Below are 20,386 nucleotides of genomic sequence, written 5' to 3'. Positions count from 1 at the left end.
TATTATAATTAATATTATTTCTTATAAGCAATATTAAAATACTTCCTTATTTAACCTTTGCGCCACATTCACCACAAAACTTTGAATCATCTTTAATTAATGCACCACATTCAGTACAGAATTTCTTTTTCTTTTCTATATTTTCAGAAGCTCCAACCTTTGTTCCACAGTTACCACAGAACTTTGAGTTTTCACCTAGGTCTTCACCACAATTTTTACAAACTTTTTTATTGCTATTTGATGATGAAGTTGACTCCATGTTTTTCTTCATTTCATTCATCATATTCATTCCCATTTGCATTCCCATACCAGCTTGAGCCATATTAGCCATACTACTATTAGGATTTTTCTCCATAGCTTCCATCATAGCTACATTTTGATAATGACCTACATTGCCAACCATTCCATATGCAGCATTTTTATTAATCATATTTTGTACAGAATCAGGATAGCTAAAGTTTTCGATATTTAATGATGTTACAGTTAAACCTATCTTAATCATTTCCATATCTAAATCTGTTTTTATTCCTTTAGCTATTTCAAAAGAATTTGCTTGTAAGTTAAACATATCCTTTCCTTCTCTAACAATCCACTTCATTAAAAGCTGGTCAACTACAGCTAAAGCTCTTTGTTTAACATCATCTACTGTGAATTGACTCTTAATTCCTGCAATCTTATCAATTAAAACCATATGGTCACTTATTTTAACATTAAAGGAACCAAAAGCTCTTATTGGCATTCCTCCTGGCATTCCTGGAGCTTGAATATTTATTGGACTTTTAGTTCCCCATTTTACTAAAAATTCTTTAGTATTTATAAATAAAACTTCAGCCTTAAGTCCTGATTTAAATCCAAATTTAAATCCTTTAAGTGTTGATAAAAATGGAATTATTTCTGTTTCAATTTCGTAATTACCCTCTTCAGTAAAAACTCCTTCAACCTTTCCATTATGCATAAATATAGCATCTTGACCTGGTCTTATAATAAGTCTGCTATTTTTCTTTATCTCATCATTTTTCCACTTCCAAAAAATAACGTCATTTCTCGTTTCATTCCATTCAATTACGTCTAATAACCGGTTACCAAATAAACCCATTATACTTCCTCCTGAAAATTATCACTTGTTTTATTTATCAGCCTTTAACCTTGCTAATTAATCATCAATTGCACTGTTACTATTTCCCTTTAAAGCTGCTAACTCATCTTCTACTGAAGAATTTTTACTATCATATTTACTCATTAAATCATCTAATCCGTCACTTGGTTTAGAATTTAACTCTGCCATAGCATTAGCTTCATCTAACATTCTATTAGCTTTTTCTTCCATTCTACTGAAGGAATCTAAGCTTGATTTAGAGTTATTAACTGAAGAACCCATTTTATTTATTCTTTCTTGCATTTTTGCTGTAGCTACTTTTGCTTTAATAGTTGCTCTTCTTTCATTAAGCTCTTCTATTTCTAATGTTAATTTATTATACATTTGCTTCATTTTTTCTGAATTAGCTCTTGCTGCTTCATATTTGTTATTAAGAGCAGTTAATTTTTCTGTTAATGCTGCTTTCTTTGATAAGAATTGCCTTGCATCATCATCATTTCCTGCCTCTACAGCTCTCTTTGCATAATCTAACATTTTATTTACATCACTTTGACATTCATTAACTTCCCTTTTAGTTCTTGTTTCTTCAGCCATAACAGATGCTGTTTCTGCTTTAACCTTATTTAAATCATCATTTAAATTTCTCATTAATTGATCTATCATTTTAACCGGATCTTCAGCCTTATCTAATAAGGCATTAATATTAGATGACATTATATCAGTAAATCTTTTTAATATAGACATTAGTACTCCTCCTTAAATCATTGTTTTTATTATATAACTATATTCTACCATTATTTAACTTGAAACAAAATGTATAAATTTTCTTATTAATAAATTTTAACTTTTATTAAAATAACTATCAACCTTTTCTCCTTCTGTTGGTTTAGTATATTCATTTTTCATTTCAATGCATTTCTTTGGACAGCTTTCAGCACAGTATCCGCATTGAATACACTTTAATCTATCTATTTCCCAATCTTTACTTTCTCTATTAACAATTATAGCTCCTGTAGGACATTTTCTTGAACATAACCCACAATATACGCAATTTTCAATATTTACTTCTATATGACCTCTAGTTAACTCATAACTTTCCCTTTTTTCTTTTGGATATGATGTTGTTACACTTGGTGATAATAAGTTTTTTATTATTGTTTTTGTAAATTGCATTACACCCATACCCTTACCCTCCTAATGTTTAACGCTCAGTACAGCTTATACAAGGATCTATAGTTAATATTAAAATAGGAACATCTGCTAAATCACAACCTTGCAGAATTTTAAATAACGCTGGCATATTTGCAAAAGTTGGGGTTCTAACTCTCATCCTCCCTAAAAACTTAGTTCCATTTCCTTTAATATGATATATAACTTCACCTCTTGGCTGCTCAAGTCTTGCAAAGTATTCTCCATTTGGATTTCCATTAACCTTTATACTTATTTCTCCATCTGGCATTCTGTCAATTACCTGTCTAATTATATTAATTGACTCAAAAATTTCTTTAAATCTTACTACACATCTGCTGTAAGAATCTCCTTTATTATCTATAATTGTTTTAAACTCTATGTCCTTATATGCACTATATCCTAAATTTCTAGCATCATAATCTATTCCACTAGCTCTTGCCATAGGTCCTACACAGCCTAATTCATAAGCCTCTTCTTTTGATAGTACACCTACTCCCACAAGCCTTTTCTTTACAGATAAATCATCAAAAAATACTACCTCAATTTCTTTTAACTCTTTCTCAACTTCCTTTAATATATTTAATATTACTTTTTGTTTTTCTAAATTTATATCTTTTCTTACACCGCCTACCTTACATACTGAAAAAATAACTCTTCCGCCAGTTGTCATTTCAAATATATTAAGTACCTTTTCTCTAATTCTAAAGCACTGCATAAAAAGACTTTCAAATCCAAGGGCATCACTTAATAATCCAAGCCATAATACATGACTATGAATCCTTGATAATTCTGCCCATAATACCCTTAAATATTCTGCTCTTTCTGGAATTTTAATATCCATAACCTTTTCAACAGCTTGACTATATCCCATTCCATGTATAAAGCTACATATACCACAAATTCTTTCTGCAACGAAAACATACTCTTGAAAATCCTTTTTTTCTACTAACTTTTCAAGTCCTCTATGAACAAAGCCAATAGTTGGAATTGCTTCTACAACCTTTTCATCCTCTAATACTAAATCAAGATGTATTGGTTCTGGAAGTACTGGATGCTGTGGACCAAATGGTATTATACTTCTATTACTCATTTCTTTTCGCCACCCTTTTTATCACTTATATTAATTTTATAAGGAGTTTTCTTTCCTAAATCATATAAATGTCCTTTAAAATCAATATCTATATTACTTATATTAATGCCAAAGAGGTCCTTCATTTCATTTTCATATAAATATGCATATTTATATATACCACTTATACTAGGAATATCATCATTTATATCTACTTGTATTTTATAATTTGTGAAATCATAATTTTTTGCAAAAGAATAATTTATAATATATCTTTCCTTTAAGCTGCTACAACATATCTGTATTAATCTATAACCCTTTCTTTTTACTTCATATGCTATAGTTATTAATTCCTTTAAATCTATCTCCTTATCTTCATATAGACTTTCCATCATCCCTTTACCTTCTTTCCCCATTACACTCTTTCATTGCCTTATACTTTTCTTCTAAAACCCCTACAGCTTTAATAATTCCATCTATTATAGACTCCGGCCTAGCTGCACATCCTGGTACATATACATCTACAGGTAAAATTTTATTTACTCCACCAATAATGTTATAACACTCTTTAAAAATCCCTCCTGAACAAGCACAAATTCCAACTGCCATTACCGCCTTTGGATTTGGCATCTGATCATAAATCTGCTTTATTACTTCTGAATTTTTATCATTAACAGCTCCAGTTATTATTAAAATATCAGCATGCTTTGGATTTCCCGTATTAATAACACCAAACCTTTCAGCATCATATAAAGGACTTAAGGTTGCTAAAACCTCTATATCACATCCATTACAGCTTGACCCATCATAATGTATTATCCAAGGTGACTTATTAAATGCTGTCATTTATTCTTCCCCCTCTCTAATTTATAATAAAGACAGAATTACTATATTAGTAAATCCTATAGTTCCACTTATTATCCAGGAACTTTCTAATAATTGCTGCCATTTAACTCTAGAGAAAGTATTATCAATTAATATTTGTAAAAAATAAACTACTAAGCACATAACTATCCCAAGTAATATGCTTGATATATTATTATATCTAAAGAAAATATACACAAAGCCATATAACAACACGTTTTCATACCACTCTGATATTTCTACTAACCCTAATGTTGGACCTGCAAATTCAGTTGTAAGACCTTTAACTATTTCTTGATGAGCATGATGTGATGAACTTAAGTCAAAAGGAGACTTTCTAAACTTAATTGTAAGGATAAATATAAAGCCTATAAATACTCCTGGTAAATATATTATTGATGGTAATTTCCCTGTAATTATTTCTCCAACATTAAATGTTCCCTTTGCTAAATAAAATCCTATTGAAGTTAATAAAATCATTGGTTCATATGCCATCATTTGCAAAAGTTCTCTTTCTGCACCTATTGTGCTATAAGGTGAATTTGTGGAGTATGCTCCTATTACTAAAAAAATACTAGTTAATGTAAATGCAAAGGTTACTAATAGGATATCTCCTCCGCTAAAGAAAATAACTCCTGTAAATATCATAAATATCAAATAGAAAACTAAGAAAAATTTTTCTGCTCTATTTACAACTGCAACTTCTTTTTTAAATAGTTTCTGTACATCATAAAAAGGTTGCACTATAGAAGGTCCTTTTCTACCTTGCATTTTTGCACTTATTTTTCTATCTATTCCTTGAATTAATCCACCTAAAATAGGAGCAATAATTATATAAATTATACCTATAATCCATTTCATCACAAAACACCCCCTATTGTATAAGTAAAGAATCCAATAATTAAGATTAATGATATATAAATTCCTATTGGTAATAGCTTTTTCTCACCAAAAATATTTTCCATATACCAGCTAGATAGATACATATTCTTTTTCTCTCCATATGCACTGTAGAAATTTTTATCATCTCCGCTATTAATTCCTGACATATATACAGGCACAATATTTTCTCCTCTACTTGTAAAAAATCTCATTCCAAATGGTAAAATAATTATTACTCCGAGCATTATTGTTAATAATGTTTGATTTATATTAGAAATTAAATTAACCTCTGTAATATTAAACATTTCTGAAATAAATGGTATTATTAATACCTTTGAAACTATAGGATATAAAACACATAATGATATTGTAATAATAGCTTGTAAAATTAGTGCTTCCCATTCACATCTCTTAACTGTACACTTTTGGCGTTCCCATTTATGCCTTATTGCTGTTAATTTACCAAGCCACTTTGTCCAATAAAATAATGTTGCTGCACTACCATAAGCTAATGCAAGAACTATTATTACATGTCTAGAATCAACAAAAGCTTTTAATGCAGCCCATTTTGATATTAGCATCCCAAATGGAGCTAAGAACATTCCTGCAATACCAATTGCCATCATTAATGCCATTTCTGGTAATCTTATTATTAATCCATGCATATCTTCAATATCTCTGCTTCCAATAATATGTTCCGTTGCCCCAACTGATAAAAACATAAGAGATTTAGATACAGAGTGGAAAATTAATAATAAAATAGCTGCCCAAATTGATTCATAAGTTCCTATTCCTGCACAAGCTACTATAAGTCCTAAGTTTGACATTGTTGAATATGCTAAAATCTTCTTTGCATCACTTTGGCTAATAGCTATAAGTGACATTACTAAAAATGTTAATCCTCCAACTAAAGTAACCATTTCTCCTGAAATATTTCCTGATAATACTGGAGATATTCTTATTAATAAATATACTCCTGCTTTAACCATAGTAGATGAATGTAATAATGCTGATGTTGGCGTTGGTGCTACCATTGCTCCTAAAAGCCATTTTGAAAAAGGTAATTGTGCTGCCTTTGACAATGCTGCAATTGCTATTAAAGAAATTGATAATATTAAATTGCTATTTATATCTACAGTATTAGACAACGTTTTCAATTCATATATATTAAATTGTTTTATTAATATTGCAACTGCAATAGCAAAACATACTCCCCCTATAGAATTCATCAATAAAGCTATAAATGAATTATTAATTGCTTCTTTAGTTTGTGTATATCCAATAAGTAGAAATGAACAAAGTGTTGTTACCTCCCAAAAGAAATATATACAGATTAAATCATTTGATAAAACTATTCCAAACATTCCTGAAAAAAATATAAATATATTTGCAAAGAAGGTTCTTCTTCTATCTTTTACTTCTTTCTTTAATCTATGAAAATCCTCCATATAAGATATTGCATAAATACATATGGATCCACCAACTATAGCTATAATTAGTACCATTATAATCGATAACTTATCTATAAATATATGATGATCTAAAATAAACTTTGTTTTATCACAACTTACTTCAATACACAACATTATAATCCATTGAACTAGTGATAATAATCCAATAAATATTTTCTTATATTTTGTACATAAAGATATAATGTATAAAGTCATTAGTGCTTCAATAAATAAAATTAAATAATTTACTCTTTGGCTATTTATAAAATAAAATTTATCTGGGTTATTATAATACTGAAATGCAAATAGAATTGAACATATTCCTATTAAAATAATAGATACTTTAATTAATATACTACGATATTTTTCTTTTTTAATAATCAACAATATTAAAGAAATAATTATTGGAAAAATGATTAAAAATGAAACTTTACCCATTGAACCACCTTCATTAAATATTTATTTGATTAAAATTTATATTTTCATTATAGTCTTTTCTACATATTTTAGCAGATATTTCAATATCATTTTTTATACAAAAAAGGAGCTATTTTTTATAGCTCCTATAATATTGATCCATATAATCTATCATCTTTTGTATATACTGTAACAGTAAAAGTACCTAATGGTCTAAAATTACCGTTAGTAGCTGATAAATATCCTCTAAACTCTAATGTTACTCTATCTTCTAACTTCTCTTGTAAAATTACTTTATCTACTTTAAAATAAACAGGATCATTTTCTCCTACTCCAAATTGCTCACCTAAAAAATATGCATTTTGCATACAATCTTCTTTTTCTTGTCCTGAAATAAGCTGAACCTCTTCACTTGTACTATCCCAATCACTTACTATAAAATCATATACTCCTGGATTTTTAGCTAAATATTCTGTTAGCAAATTTAATCCAAAATCTACTTCTTTATATTCACCTTCAACGTATGGAATATCCCCATAATCATGATATATTAAATCTCCATCATTTAGTGCATTTATATCTTTAGTAGATTCATATGTTTTTCCCATTGCAGTAAATTGAGTATACACTTTAGGTTCTTCTACTGTCTCTTCTTCTTGTACAACTTCATTATTTGTATTTTCATTACTATTTACATTATTATTATTATTATTATTATTATTATTATTATTATTATTATTATTAATTGAACAACCAGTTAATAATCCAAACATAATAATAGCGCATATTATTTTTTTCTTCAAAACACTCACCTTCCCACCTTTACATTTTAATATAAAAAAAGAGATTAATCCATTATTTAAATGTTTTAATCTCTTTAAAAGTTGTTAATTTTCTTTAAACACCTTTTTTAAATAAGTTTTTCATATTATCCTTTAAGTTATCTATGAAGCCACCCTTTTCTACATCTCTATCACAGTATAATTCAACTTCTCCTACCTTTTGATCATCTAGGTATACTTCACATCTTCCTACTACTTCTCCTTCTGTGTAGCTATCCTTCATTTCATCTAATATTATTTTATTTATTGGTTCTCCATCGCTACCTTTTAATGTAACGATAACTAAATCATCCTTTGCTTTTGCTACAAAGAATCTATCATTGCCCTTACCTAAATAAACTGTTTCTACATCATCGTCTTTATTAAATAATTTCTTTCCTTCATATTTAGAAAAACCATAATTCATAAGCATACTTGCATCACGATTTCTAACTTTATATGTTGGAGCTCCCATTATTACTGCAAGCATTCTAACATTATTTCTAACGGCAGTTGCACTTATACAATATTTAGCTTCTTGAGTAAATCCTGTTTTTAATCCATCACAACCATCAAAGAAACGAACTAATTTATTGTGATTTACTAATTCTATTGGACTCTTTCTTCCTTCAGATATAGTTTCCATATATGTTCCGCTATATTTTAATATTGTAGGATGTTTTAATAATTCCAATGACATTATAGAAATATCTCTTGCAGTTGTTACATGTCCTTCCTCTGGTAAACCATTACAATTTTTAAAATTTGTATTAGTCATACCTAATTCTTTAGCACGTTCATTCATAACTTTTACAAACTCATCAGTAGAGCCTGCTAAGAATTCTGCCATAGCTACAGCCGCATCATTTCCTGAAGCAATAGCTATACCTTTTAATATTTCTTCTACTGTTCTAACTTCTCCAATATCAAGAAGCATAGTGCTTCCACCCATTTTCTTTGCATTTTCACTACAAATAATCTTGTCATCTAAAGCTATTTTTCCGCTATCTACTGCTTCCATTGCAAGTAACATAGTCATTATTTTAGTTACAGATGCTGGCGCAAATTTTTCATCAGGGTTCTTTTCATACAATACTGTACCACTTATAGGCTCGATAAGTAATGCAGATTTTGCATCTACATTCATTCCTTCCTCTAAGCATGCAGTATAGATTTCACTTGGATACCCTTCATCAGTAGTTTTCTTAACTGCAGCAATTGGGATAACTGTATTTAAACATAATAAACATAAAAGAATAATAGAGATTTTGTTAAATATTTTCTTTTTCATTTGTTCTCCTCCTTTTACGCTTATTATTTCCTAAAAATAAAAAAATATGATAAAAAGAAATTTACATTCTTTTTATCATATTTATAACTATTAAGCTATTCTATAATTTAGCAGGATAAAGGGGTATTTTCCCAATATCCTCCTTTCTAAAATAAAACACTTAATAAAAACTATCTTACTATATCATATATTAATGGAATATTTAAATCATATTTGTCTTCAATAACTATATTTTCTAAGATGCTTTTTCTAGCTTTTTCAATTTTACCTTCGCTATTTGCATGTATGTATGCTAGAACATCTCCTTTATTAACTTTTTCGCCTCTCTTTTTATTTAACACTATTCCTACTGCTAAATCAATCTCACTTTCCTTAGTTGCACGACCTGCTCCTAATTCCATAGCTATAAGTCCAAATGCTTCAGCATGAATCTTTGTGATATAACCATCTACAGGTGAAATAACTTTTTCTATATATTTTGCTTGTGGGAACTTGCTATAGTCATCAATTGGAGAAATATCTCCACCTTGTGCCTTAACAAAATCTTTAAGCTTTTCTAAACCTTTTCCATTTTCTATATTTTCCATAAGCATTTTTCTTGCTTCTTCAATACTTTCTGCTTTTTTAGCACAAAGTAACATATTTGAACCAATTGTTAATGTTAATTCTAGAAGGTCCTTAGGCCCATTACCTTTTAATAATTCTATTGCTTCTTTAACTTCTAAGCTATTTCCTATAGCATATCCTAAAGGTTGATCCATATCAGATATAACTCCAATAGTTTCTCTTCCTAAATGCTTTCCGATATCAACCATTTCTTGTGCTAATTCTTTAGCTGTTTCTGGTGTTTTCATAAATGCACCATCACCAACTTTAACATCTAAAACTATTGCATCTGCACCTGAAGCTAATTTTTTACTCATTATACTTGATGCAATTAAAGACATATTATCTACTGTAGCAGTAACATCTCTTAATGCATATAATTTTTTATCTGCTGGAACTAAGTTTCCACTTTGCCCCATTATAGCAATATTGATTTTATTAACATTTTCCATGAACTTTTCTTCTGTTAGCTCAACTGAAAAACCTTCAAATGTCTCTAGCTTATCAATAGTTCCTCCAGTATGACCAAGTCCTCTTCCTGACATTTTAGCAACTGGAATTCCTAATGATGCAACTAAAGGTGTTAAACAAATTGAAGTTTTATCTCCAACTCCACCTGTAGAATGTTTATCTACCTTTATTCCATTTATATTACTTAAATCTATTTTATCTCCAGACTCAACCATAGCATTAGTTAAATCTGCTGTTTCTCTCTTATTCATCTTATTGAAGAAAATTGCCATAAGCATAGCTGATGCTTGATAGTCAGGAATTTCTCCTTTAGTAAATCCATCAACAAAAAAGTTAATTTCCTCTGTTGTTAGTTCTTCACCTTTTCTTTTCTTCATTATTAGATCATACATTCTCATAAGTCTTTCCTCCTCTAGCTATTTAACTATATCCTTCAAGAAACTTTTACCTACTAATTCATTTTCTACATTAAAGAAATCTAATATAGTTTTTCCTATATCAGCAAATGTTTCTCTTGTACCAATATTAACTCCTGGCTTAACATTTTTACCATATACAAGAACTGGTATGTGTTCTCTTGAGTGATCTGTACTGCTAGTAGTTGGATCGCAGCCGTGGTCTGCTGTAATTATAAGGATATCTTCCTCTCCCATTTTCCCATAGATTTCTTGTAATCTATTATCAAAATCTTCAAGTGCTTTTCCGTATCCTTCTGGATCATTTCTGTGTCCATATAACATATCAAAGTCAACTAAATTTGTAAAGATAAGTCCTTCTTTTACAGTGTCCATGTATTCTAAAGTCTTATCTACACCATCCATGTTGCTCTTAGTATGAACTGCACTTGTAACACCCTTTTGATTATAAATGTCTTCTATCTTACCAACAGCTGCAACTTCATAATTTGCATCCTTTAAATATTCAAGCATAGTTTTATTAAATGGATCTAATGCATAATCCCTTCTGTTAGAAGTTCTTTTAAAGTTTGGAGCTTCCCCAATAAAAGGTCTTGCAATGACTCTTCCTACAGCCCATTTATCAACAAGCATTTCTCTTGCTATTTCACACATTTTATATAATCTTTCTAATGGAATTACATCTTCATGTGCTGCAATTTGAAATACACTATCTGCTGAAGTGTATATTATAGGATATCCTGTTTTTACATGCTCTTCTCCCAAATCTTCAATTATTTGAGTTCCTGAAGCTACTATATTACCTAAAATACCTTCAACATTTGCTCTCTTTTTAAATTCATTTATTATATCATCAGAGAATCCTTCTGGATAAGTATTTAAAGGTTCTTCAAGTATAACTCCACTTATCTCCCAATGCCCTGTTACAGTATCTTTTCCTTTAGATGCTTCTTCACATCTACCAAAAGCCCCTATAACTTTATCACATTTTTTAGGAGCAGTTACACCTTCAATGTTACCTATTCCTAATTTCTCTAATTCATTTATTTCAAGCCCTTTGCAAGTCCTATATACATTGTCTAATGTATGACTTCCTTCATCGCCATAACTTTTGGCATCCTTTAATTCTCCAACTCCAACACTATCTAATACTATTAATATAGCTTTCTTCATATTGTTTTCTCCTTTCGTATATAAAGCCCCTTTTTCAAAGCTCTTAAGCTCTCGGATGGGAGTTCTTATAAACTAAGTTTATTTTATCATTATTTATTATTTCATAGTAAGTATCCATATAGGTTAATACTTGATTTCCTAAAAGTTTTTGTACTGCTCTTACATTTGCACCATTTTGTAATAAATGTACAGCAAAAGAATGTCTAAAGGTATTTAAATTAACATCCTTATTTATTCCAGCTTTATGAGAATATTCTTTTACTATTCTCCAAACACCTTGTCTAGTTAATTGATTTCCATTTAAATTTACAAATAAATTTGGTACTCCAGCTGAAGCAATTATATCTCTTATACCTAAATATTCTTTTAATGCTGCTTCCGCACTTCTGCCTATTGGTATAAGTCTTTCATAATTTTTATTATCATGACATCTAACATAAAGTAAATCAAGGTTTACATCCTCTACTGATAAGTTAATTATTTCAGATACTTTCATACCAGTTGCATACATTAACTCTAATAAAGCATTGTCTCTTATACCTTTATTACAGTCCTTATCAACTATTTTAATTATCTTATCTACTTCTTCAACAGTTAATATCTCAGGCAGCTTTTTAGATTGATCCGTACTCTTGTAATATATCTTTGGTATATCTCTAATTATTTTTTGATCTTTTAAATAATTATAAAAACTTCTTAAACTAATTACTATTCTACTTATAGACCTTTCAGATTTTCCCTCTTCTAAAAGATGATCTATATAATTTTTAACAGTCTCATTATCAGTTTCGTCTAAATATATATCTTTACTATTTAGATATTTAATATATAAATTTACATCAGTTACATAAGCATAAACAGTATTATCACTTTTATGGCTTTGAAGTAATGATTCCCTATATTCATTTACTATCTCTTTCATAATTCTCCCCATTCCCACCTTATTTATTATTATTCGACACTTGCTTTTAATTTCCTTTTATAATTATCTATTTATTAAACAACTTTATAAACATTTGTTACTACGAACTTAATGATATTTGGACAAATATAGGCTTCAATAAAAGTACCGATAATAAATATACATGCAAATACCCCTATCTTTAAAATTAGTTCTCTCTCTACTATTGTATTTACTTTACCTTTATTAAAGAACCTATCTTTAAGTTTTGTTGAAGAAAATTCAATTCCAACTATACTTAGTGCAATAAAACAAGGAATATAAATAATATTCTGTGGTATTGTAGAGGCTAAAGCGAGCCATAATCCTTTCCCTTCAAAAGTTGAAATCAGAAAACTAAAGGTATATCCTAATGTAAATCCTTTTACAAGATCTACTAGCAAAATTACTGGTGTCCCAAATACGGTAAAGGACAATGCTATTATTATTGTTATAAGTACTAAATTTTTCTTAAGTACATTTAATAATAAGACCTTATTATTTACTGATTCCTTAACAATACTTTCTGTAAATGTAGAAAAATAGCTTGTAAGATCAGTTACATCATTTGCATTCATATATTTTACTATATATGTACCCAATGCTATTCCAACACAGAAAAATATAAAAACCATTAAATAAAAAAATTTATTTTCCTTTTTATTTAAGTTTAATTTACTTATAATATTCACTGAAAACACCTCCATATTGTTATATTTTAATAATATGATGGGATTTTCAAGTATATTCATAAGTGAATATATGTAAATTATATTTTTATATATATTTTTCAATCTTTTCAATTTTTTCTTTAATTTCTTTTAAATCTAAACTATAATTTACCTCTAATATTTCTATAACCTTTTTAATATCTTCAATTTCATTTAGTTTTTTTTCTTTTTCAACTTGACCTCTTCCTAATCTATCACTTACAAACATTAAAATCATATCATTTAAATCTACCTCCTCTACCAATTTTTCTGTTTTAGCAAAAGGTAAATTTTTAATTATATAAAGATGATGCATATGATATTTTACTAAATTTAATATTCTTTCTTTTTCATCATTTTTATAATCATAATATGTTAATATTTTATCTGCTATTTTTTCTCCTTCAGTATCATGATTGTAAGATATAAGTCTGCCTTGTTTATTTCTTTTAGTTGTTGTACTTTTACCTAAATCATGTAATAAAGCACCTAGCATAAATGTTCCTTTATCATTTGCAAAATCTTTAACTTTAGCTGCAGTATCAACTACTTGCTTTAAGTGATTCCACACATTTCCTTCTGGATGAAACTTTTTATTTTGTTCTATTGTCTCTAAAGTTGCTAATACCTCTAATGGTGTATTTTTAAGAGACTCTTTTATTTTTTCTAAATAAATTGATGGCTTTTCAGAAATTAGAAGTTCATTTTGTATTTCTCTTAATTTATTTTTCTCCATACTTCTCTCCCTTTTAAATTTCTTTACTCTTAGTTTCCCTATATTTAATTATTTTAAAACAACATAATTATTCCTATTATTATATTAATTTTAATTATCTAAAGATGTAATAATATATTTATTTTTAGGGTAATTTAAATATATTATTTATTTGAGGTGGTTTATATTTTGGAAGAGTTATTTAATAAGTATTTACCTATACTTATTCATTTATTTGAACTTATGGGAATTTTAATATTAACTTTAGGAGTTTTTACAGCATTTTATCACTATATTCAGAAAAGATTTTTTAAGAAAGATGTTAATATTAAATATGAATTTGCAGATGTTATGATTACAACCTTAGATTTTAAGTTAGCTGCTGAAATATTAAAAACTGTTACTATAAAAAGTATGGATGAACTTGTAATTTTAGCTTCAGTTTTTATTATTAGAATAATTATGACATTTGTATTAGAAAAAGAAATGAAAATTGAGAAAAAAAAAGAAGACACCTCCCATTAATATTAAATATTGAGAGGTGTCTAAAAAAAATTCATTACATATCTATTTTTTTACTCCAAATAAATTTATTCCTCTTAATACATTTGTAACACCTGAAAATACTAATTCTGTAGGTACATTACTCATAGGAGGAACTGTAAAAAATTTTTCTTCTAAGGTATAGCTTCCTTCTGTTGCCGTGAAAGCATAAGTACCTTCAGTGGCATAAAAATATACATATCCATCACTATCTGTTTTTGTATCAAGTCTAAGGGCACCACTTTCTCCCATTATTAAAGTTACAGTTTTATTAGCATACGGTTGTCCATTTAATAAAATTTTAATTTTAACAAGTACAGGGTCATTCACATTTTGAAAATTTGGATTTGAAAGGACTACATCCATAGGTCCATTTGGGCAGTGACCACCTTTTCCAATATCCTGTGGAGGATTTGGTACAATACCCCCACCATTTTTAGCAGATACTGTTCCCCATCCCACTACAATTACAAGTCCTCCACAGCCATAATCCCCACCACCTATTCCTGCTCCATAATTTCCACCAGTAGCATCTATATTTATAGCTCCTACAATTCCTATACTGCTTGCATCTCCGTTGAATCCGCCACCAATTCCAGCTCCCTGCTCTCCAGCTGTAGCTTTAACATCTCCCGTTCCATATATTGTTATATTCCCACCATCTCCGCCTATAGTTCCATTACCACCACCTCCACCTATTCCTGCTCCACCATTTCCTAAAACTGGTCCAAAGTCTCTACCAGTTGCTGTTATAGTTCCTGGATTAACTATTGATATTGTGATATTTAATGATTTACCTAAGTAACCACCACCTATTCCTGCTGCACCACTGCCACCTGTAGCAACTATCTTAGGAGAACCAGTTATAATAATATTTTCACATCTTCCATATTGTGCACTTCCTATTCCTGCTCCAGTTCCAGTATTTGTTGAATTAATTTCAACAGTACCTTGAATTGTTATATTTTCAGCAATTCCAAAGCTTCCTGAACCTATTGCAGCTCCCTCTGAATCACTTGTTGCTATAACTGTTCCACTACCTTTTATTAGTATATTTCCTGAATTTCCACCACTAACTACATCACCTATATATATTCCACCGCCTCCACCTATTGCAGCGGCTCCATATCCAGCTGTTATATTTAAAGTTCCTTCTCCATCAATAGTTATATTTCCTCCATTTTCTGCATAATTACCACCTATTCCTGCTCCTGAATTATCTCCTTTACATTGTAATTCAGCACTAGAATCACTTGATATTATTGTAAGCATTGTTCCTTTTACTACCCTAATAGCACAATTTTTATTTGTCTCACCACTTACATTAGAATCATTTAATATAACATTAGTTCCTGAATATATTAGCTTATTGTCTTGTAAATTATTATTTCCAAAATCAATACATGCTGGTTGGCCTACAACATTCCCAAACTTCAAATTATTTATATTCATAGTAAGTGGTGTTGTTCTATTAGATTCAACGGTTATTATTCCATATGCAGTACCCAATGCTCCAGAATATACTATATTAGCTACTGTTTCTGTTCTAGGAATAATCACATTATTAAATCCTGAGTTAAGATTGTAATTTCCCATACTTTCCTCCAAAAAAATTTATTAATACATAATATTAAAATAATTCTATAGAAGTGTTAATAGTATTTACTTCTTACAATACTATTTGAATTATTAATATTTAAAAGTTCTCATTTAATATACATACCGCTTTATAATTCTAACTTTTATTCACCATAAAATAAAAAATACCGTATACTCTTAATTGAATTGAACTGCCCCCTGTCAAGTAGACAGGGGCAGTTCATTTTGAATAATACGGTATTTAAGTACGTCACTTTAGTAATATATTAAAATTGTAAAACAAATTTATATAGCTAAAAAATTTATTATCCATTATTCCATAGTTTTTTTATAGCTGAATTTATTTTATCCCAATTTTCCTTGAAATCATTCATTTCCTGTATTCCTTCTTCAGTCAAAGAATAATATTTTCTATCTGGACCTATTTGTGATTTTCTTTTTATTCCTTTAATTAATCCTTTTTTCTCTAACCTTAGTAAAAGTGGATATAGGGAACCTTCAGCAAAATCTATAAATCCTAATTTTTGAAGCTTTATATATATTTCATATCCATAAGTCTCTTCTTCATTAATAATTTTTAATATCACTTTATCCATTAATCCTTTTAATAACTGTGAGTTAACTCTCATATTAGTCTCTCTTTCCTTCATATCTAAATAATAAAACTAATACTAAATATATTATGGCTTCTACAATTATAATACCTAATACTACATTTTTAGTTATAATTATATTTTTAGTTAAATTAAATATATAATTATCTCCAAATATCACAAAATACAATGGCCATAACATAAAAAAAACTTGAAATAAGTGTTTTTTATATCCAGTAAATTTATATAAACATTTATAATTTGTATAAACATGAATTATTCCACCTAGAAAACCTATCATTCCCATAATTAATGTTGCAAACGAATATGGTAATACATTACTTCCATTAAAAGATGAATTGATAATATAAAACATAATACATGAGAAAGAACATAAAAAACCATTCTGCAAAAAATAATTAATAAATTTTCCTTTCCCTAATGTTAAGTAATATGTTTCTACTAACTCATCAATAAAATCATCAAGACTTTTTCCTAGTGCCTTATTTAGAGGTTTTCCTAATCTTTGATTTCTGAAAAGCAACTCTAATAAATCAATATATACTTCTTTTCTAAAGCTTTTCGGAACTACAAACCCTAATCTAGAATTTATTGTTTCAAGTGCTTCATAATATTCACCTTTTAGACAATACTTATCTTTTCTTATTCTTTCCATAACTATTTATACACCTACCTTGCTATGCAATCTACCACTACATTGTATAGCATTATAGTGTTTTTGTAAAGCTTCCTACGAAAAGCTAACATAATTCCTCTATCACTAATAACAATATATAAAAAATTATATTGTTGTCACTAGCTTTACGACTTTCAAAATTCTATTTATTCAGCTAATTTATATGGATGTCAGCTGTACCCTACTAAAGCAATATATTAAGTCAGTTAATTTAGCAATATTTAATTGTTCTAGCTGGAGCTATTGATTAATTTCAGCAAGAGTAAATATAGTTTTTTTTATTCTAGCCAAAATAAAAACACCTCCTCGTTAATATTAACTAACAAGTTGGTGTATATTATTTATTTTATAATATTTATTGTTCTAAATTTATATTTGTTGCCCTTAAACTTTAATTTTTCAAATTACTAAAACCCTATATTTAAGCCTTTTCTGACAATTAAGATACTTTATTCTTTAATCTTAGCTTGTCTGCTATTATAGCAATAAATTCTGAGTTTGTTGGCTTGCCCTTGTCATTGTGTACAGTATACCCAAACAGCTTATTAATAGCTTCAATTTGCCCTCTTCCCCAAGCAACTTCGATAGCATGTCTGATTGCTCTTTCAACTCTTGAAGCTGTTGTATTGTACTTCTTAGCTATTGAAGGATATAATTCCTTAGTTACAGCTGATAGTAATTCCATATCATTAACAACCATTGTTATAGCTTCTCTTAAATACATATACCCTTTAATATGTGCTGGAACACCTATTTCATGAATTATGTTTGTAATTTCAGTTTCTAAATCAACAGGACCTCTAGTATTTGTGCTCATTATTTCACTTGTTGTCATTGCCACTTGTTTTTTAACAGGTTCATTGTCTACTGCTAAAGTATCATTAAACATATCTCTTATACGTTTAGTGAAAATATCCATATCAAATGGTTTTACAACATAATAATCTGCACCTAAAGTTATAGCTCTTTGTGTTATCTTATCTTGTCCAACTGCAGATAATACAACTATTCTAGGGAATTTTTCTAAATTCATTGAATTTAACTTTTCTAAAACCCCTAATCCGTCTAAATGAGGCATTATAATGTCTAAAACTACTAAATCAGGTTGTTTTTCCTCAATTAGTGTTAAAGCTTCTCTACCATCCTTTGCTATTCCTGTTACTACGATGTCTCTTTGATTTAAAAGATAATCATTTAAAATACTGCAAAATTCTTTGTTATCATCAGCAATAATTACTGAAATCTTATTTCCATCCATCTTTTCTCTCCCTTTCTCCCCACTAGAATATCTTATTTGAAAATTTTACATTCCCAATTTCCACATAACTTATTTATTACAGTTACATTTTATATTTAAATTAAGTTATATTTAGTTGTTTTTTAACTTCATTGATTATATTATAACATAAATTTTAAAATAATAATAGTTTATTTTACATTATTTTGAAATTTTTTTAAGAAAATGTTGAGAAATTTTGTGTTGATTAATGTATAAGTTTTAAAAAAACAAGATATAGCATTTTTTCTATATTATTTTAGCTATATCTTGTTGATAATTTTCTAATTTTATTTTAATTTATAATCCCTGCTTCTTCAAGCATCCATTCGATATATATTCCATATCCAATGTCAGGCTTATTAATTAAAACGTGAGTAACAGCTCCGACAATTTTTCCATTTTGAATTATTGGACTACCACTCATTCCTTGAACTATTCCTCCTGTTTTACTTAGAAGTTCTTGGTCTGTAACTCTAATTATCATACTCTTAGGTCCACATTTATCTTGTTGTAGTAACTTAACAATTTCTATGTCATACTCTTTTGGCCCTTCTTCTCCTACTGTAGTTATTATAGTAGCAGGACCTTCTACAACTTCATTTCTAAATCCTACAGACATTGGTTCACTAAAACTAGGATTTACTAAAGGTTTATTAGTACTTCCAAATATTCCTGAAGAAGAATTACTTTGAATTGTTCCTATAGAACTTTTCTCATTTACAAATAGTCCTCTTAATTCACCTGGAACACCTTTTTCACCTTTACGCACACTTAATATTGATGCTGATAATAAATCACCATCTTTAATGGTAAATGTAGTATTAGTATCTCCATCTGTAATAGGATGACCTAAAGCACCAAAGGTATCACTACCTTCGTGATAGAAAGTTAATGTTCCTATACCTGCAGTTGAGTCTCTAACCCACAAACCTAGTTTATAATTTTCACCTTCTTTAACAAGTTCAATATCTTTATTAAACTTGCATCCTTGACGCATAAACTCTACATTTACTACACTACTATCACATTCTTTTATTAAAGTTCCTAACTGTTTAGATCCTTGAATTTCTTTTCCATCAACTTTAAGTAATACATCCCCTAATTGTAATCCTGCTACTTTTGCTGGACTACTTTCAGTTCCACCTCTAGTTTCAACTTCAGAAAAACCAACAACTAAAACGCCTTCAGTAGATAACTTTATTCCTACACTTGTTCCACCAGGATATAACTTTATATCATCTAGCTTCTGTACTGCCACTGATTTTATTGGAATTAATCCTAAAAAATCGATGTTTACTTTATCCTTTGATAGTTTTACAGTATTAAGTACACCTTGATTATGAACAGATATATCTGATACTTGCATACTATCATTGATATATATTTTTTCTGGCAATTTCAAAACACTAAAATATGCTATTAATGCCAAAATAGCTATTGGAGCAGTAATTATACTAAAATACTTTAATATTTTTTTTAACATTTTATCTCCTCCCTTGCTTCTGACATTAATTTTCCCTGTATCGTTTTTTTATATGCTGTATTAACATTGTTAACATAGT

21 protein-coding genes are annotated in these 20,386 nt (G+C 28.7%); 1 reads left to right on the top strand and 20 read right to left on the bottom strand.

Features of this window, described 5'->3' with window-relative positions; all coding sequences use genetic code 11:
* Positions 1–46 precede the first annotated feature (46 nt).
* The 15 genes from HCG76_RS01250 to HCG76_RS01180 all read right to left on the bottom strand — a co-directional run bounded on the left by HCG76_RS01250 (position 47) and on the right by HCG76_RS01180 (position 14,134).
* Positions 47–1,096, bottom strand: a complete 1,050-nt coding sequence (locus HCG76_RS01250) for an SPFH domain-containing protein (protein WP_221698523.1) — start codon at positions 1,094–1,096, stop codon at positions 47–49.
* 57 nt (positions 1,097–1,153) lie between these two features.
* Complete coding sequence (locus HCG76_RS01245) at positions 1,154–1,840, bottom strand: PspA/IM30 family protein (protein WP_221698522.1); 687 nt, start codon at positions 1,838–1,840, stop codon at positions 1,154–1,156.
* Between the two features lie 96 nt (positions 1,841–1,936).
* A complete protein-coding gene (locus tag HCG76_RS01240; protein WP_260457994.1) occupies positions 1,937–2,278 on the bottom strand; it encodes a 4Fe-4S binding protein in 342 nt (113 codons plus the stop codon).
* A 19-nt stretch (positions 2,279–2,297) separates the two neighbouring features.
* Positions 2,298–3,377, bottom strand: a complete 1,080-nt coding sequence (locus tag HCG76_RS01235) for a hydrogenase large subunit (protein WP_221698521.1) — start codon at positions 3,375–3,377, stop codon at positions 2,298–2,300.
* On the bottom strand, positions 3,374–3,751 hold the full coding sequence (locus tag HCG76_RS01230; RefSeq protein WP_221698520.1) for an NADH-quinone oxidoreductase subunit C: 378 nt from the start codon (positions 3,749–3,751) through the stop codon (positions 3,374–3,376). Before HCG76_RS01230 ends, HCG76_RS01235 begins: the two co-directional genes overlap by 4 nt.
* 4 nt (positions 3,752–3,755) lie before the next feature.
* On the bottom strand, positions 3,756–4,202 hold the full coding sequence (locus HCG76_RS01225) for an NADH-quinone oxidoreductase subunit B family protein (protein WP_221698519.1): 447 nt from the start codon (positions 4,200–4,202) through the stop codon (positions 3,756–3,758).
* A gap of 21 nt (positions 4,203–4,223) precedes the next feature.
* Positions 4,224–5,081 (bottom strand): respiratory chain complex I subunit 1 family protein, encoded by an 858-nt coding sequence (locus HCG76_RS01220; RefSeq protein WP_221698545.1) that lies wholly within the window; start codon positions 5,079–5,081, stop codon positions 4,224–4,226.
* A complete protein-coding gene (locus tag HCG76_RS01215; RefSeq protein ID WP_221698518.1) occupies positions 5,081–6,991 on the bottom strand; it encodes an NADH-quinone oxidoreductase subunit 5 family protein in 1,911 nt (636 codons plus the stop codon). Before HCG76_RS01215 ends, HCG76_RS01220 begins: the two co-directional genes overlap by 1 nt.
* Positions 6,992–7,116: 125 nt before the next feature.
* Complete coding sequence (locus HCG76_RS01210; RefSeq protein ID WP_221698517.1) at positions 7,117–7,773, bottom strand: hypothetical protein; 657 nt, start codon at positions 7,771–7,773, stop codon at positions 7,117–7,119.
* 94 nt (positions 7,774–7,867) lie between these two features.
* Complete coding sequence (locus HCG76_RS01205) at positions 7,868–9,082, bottom strand: D-alanyl-D-alanine carboxypeptidase family protein (RefSeq protein WP_221698516.1); 1,215 nt, start codon at positions 9,080–9,082, stop codon at positions 7,868–7,870.
* A 170-nt stretch (positions 9,083–9,252) separates the two neighbouring features.
* Positions 9,253–10,557: a pyrimidine-nucleoside phosphorylase gene (locus tag HCG76_RS01200; protein WP_221698515.1), complete on the bottom strand. Its 1,305-nt coding sequence runs from the start codon at positions 10,555–10,557 to the stop codon at positions 9,253–9,255.
* An 18-nt stretch (positions 10,558–10,575) separates the two neighbouring features.
* Positions 10,576–11,748: a phosphopentomutase gene (locus HCG76_RS01195; protein ID WP_221698514.1), complete on the bottom strand. Its 1,173-nt coding sequence runs from the start codon at positions 11,746–11,748 to the stop codon at positions 10,576–10,578.
* Positions 11,749–11,791: 43 nt separating this feature from the next.
* Positions 11,792–12,670 carry a tyrosine-type recombinase/integrase gene (locus HCG76_RS01190; protein ID WP_221698513.1) on the bottom strand — a complete coding sequence of 293 codons (879 nt, stop codon included), beginning with the start codon at positions 12,668–12,670 and terminating at the stop codon, positions 11,792–11,794.
* A 74-nt stretch (positions 12,671–12,744) separates the two neighbouring features.
* Complete coding sequence (gene spoIIM, locus HCG76_RS01185; RefSeq protein ID WP_221698512.1) at positions 12,745–13,380, bottom strand: stage II sporulation protein M; 636 nt, start codon at positions 13,378–13,380, stop codon at positions 12,745–12,747.
* Between the two features lie 85 nt (positions 13,381–13,465).
* A complete protein-coding gene (locus HCG76_RS01180; RefSeq protein WP_221698511.1) occupies positions 13,466–14,134 on the bottom strand; it encodes an HD domain-containing protein in 669 nt (222 codons plus the stop codon).
* 168 nt (positions 14,135–14,302) lie between these two features.
* On the opposite strand from HCG76_RS01180, the gene HCG76_RS01175 reads away from it, so the two are divergent.
* The gene (locus HCG76_RS01175) at positions 14,303–14,638 is read left to right on the top strand and encodes a DUF1622 domain-containing protein (RefSeq protein ID WP_260457992.1); all 336 of its coding nucleotides are present in this window, start codon (positions 14,303–14,305) and stop codon (positions 14,636–14,638) included.
* A 42-nt stretch (positions 14,639–14,680) separates the two neighbouring features.
* Here the strand turns inward: HCG76_RS01175 and HCG76_RS01170 are convergent, their stop codons facing one another.
* From HCG76_RS01170 to spoIVB, 5 genes are all read right to left on the bottom strand, one after another.
* Positions 14,681–16,252 (bottom strand): DUF4198 domain-containing protein, encoded by a 1,572-nt coding sequence (locus HCG76_RS01170; protein WP_221698510.1) that lies wholly within the window; start codon positions 16,250–16,252, stop codon positions 14,681–14,683.
* A gap of 308 nt (positions 16,253–16,560) precedes the next feature.
* Positions 16,561–16,884 (bottom strand): PadR family transcriptional regulator, encoded by a 324-nt coding sequence (locus HCG76_RS01165; RefSeq protein ID WP_221698509.1) that lies wholly within the window; start codon positions 16,882–16,884, stop codon positions 16,561–16,563.
* 1 nt (position 16,885) lies between these two features.
* A complete protein-coding gene (locus HCG76_RS01160; protein WP_221698508.1) occupies positions 16,886–17,524 on the bottom strand; it encodes a hypothetical protein in 639 nt (212 codons plus the stop codon).
* 460 nt (positions 17,525–17,984) lie between these two features.
* Complete coding sequence (gene spo0A / locus HCG76_RS01155; protein WP_221698507.1) at positions 17,985–18,803, bottom strand: sporulation transcription factor Spo0A; 819 nt, start codon at positions 18,801–18,803, stop codon at positions 17,985–17,987.
* Between the two features lie 313 nt (positions 18,804–19,116).
* The gene (gene spoIVB / locus HCG76_RS01150; RefSeq protein ID WP_221698506.1) at positions 19,117–20,307 is read right to left on the bottom strand and encodes a SpoIVB peptidase; all 1,191 of its coding nucleotides are present in this window, start codon (positions 20,305–20,307) and stop codon (positions 19,117–19,119) included.
* Positions 20,308–20,386 lie beyond the last annotated feature (79 nt).

The sequence above is a fragment of the Clostridium sp. K13 genome, assembly GCF_019734195.1.
In the GTDB taxonomy this organism is placed as follows: domain Bacteria; phylum Bacillota; class Clostridia; order Clostridiales; family Clostridiaceae; genus Clostridium.
Note: the sequence above shows the minus strand (reverse complement) of the source record. Positions and strands in the feature narration are given on the sequence as shown.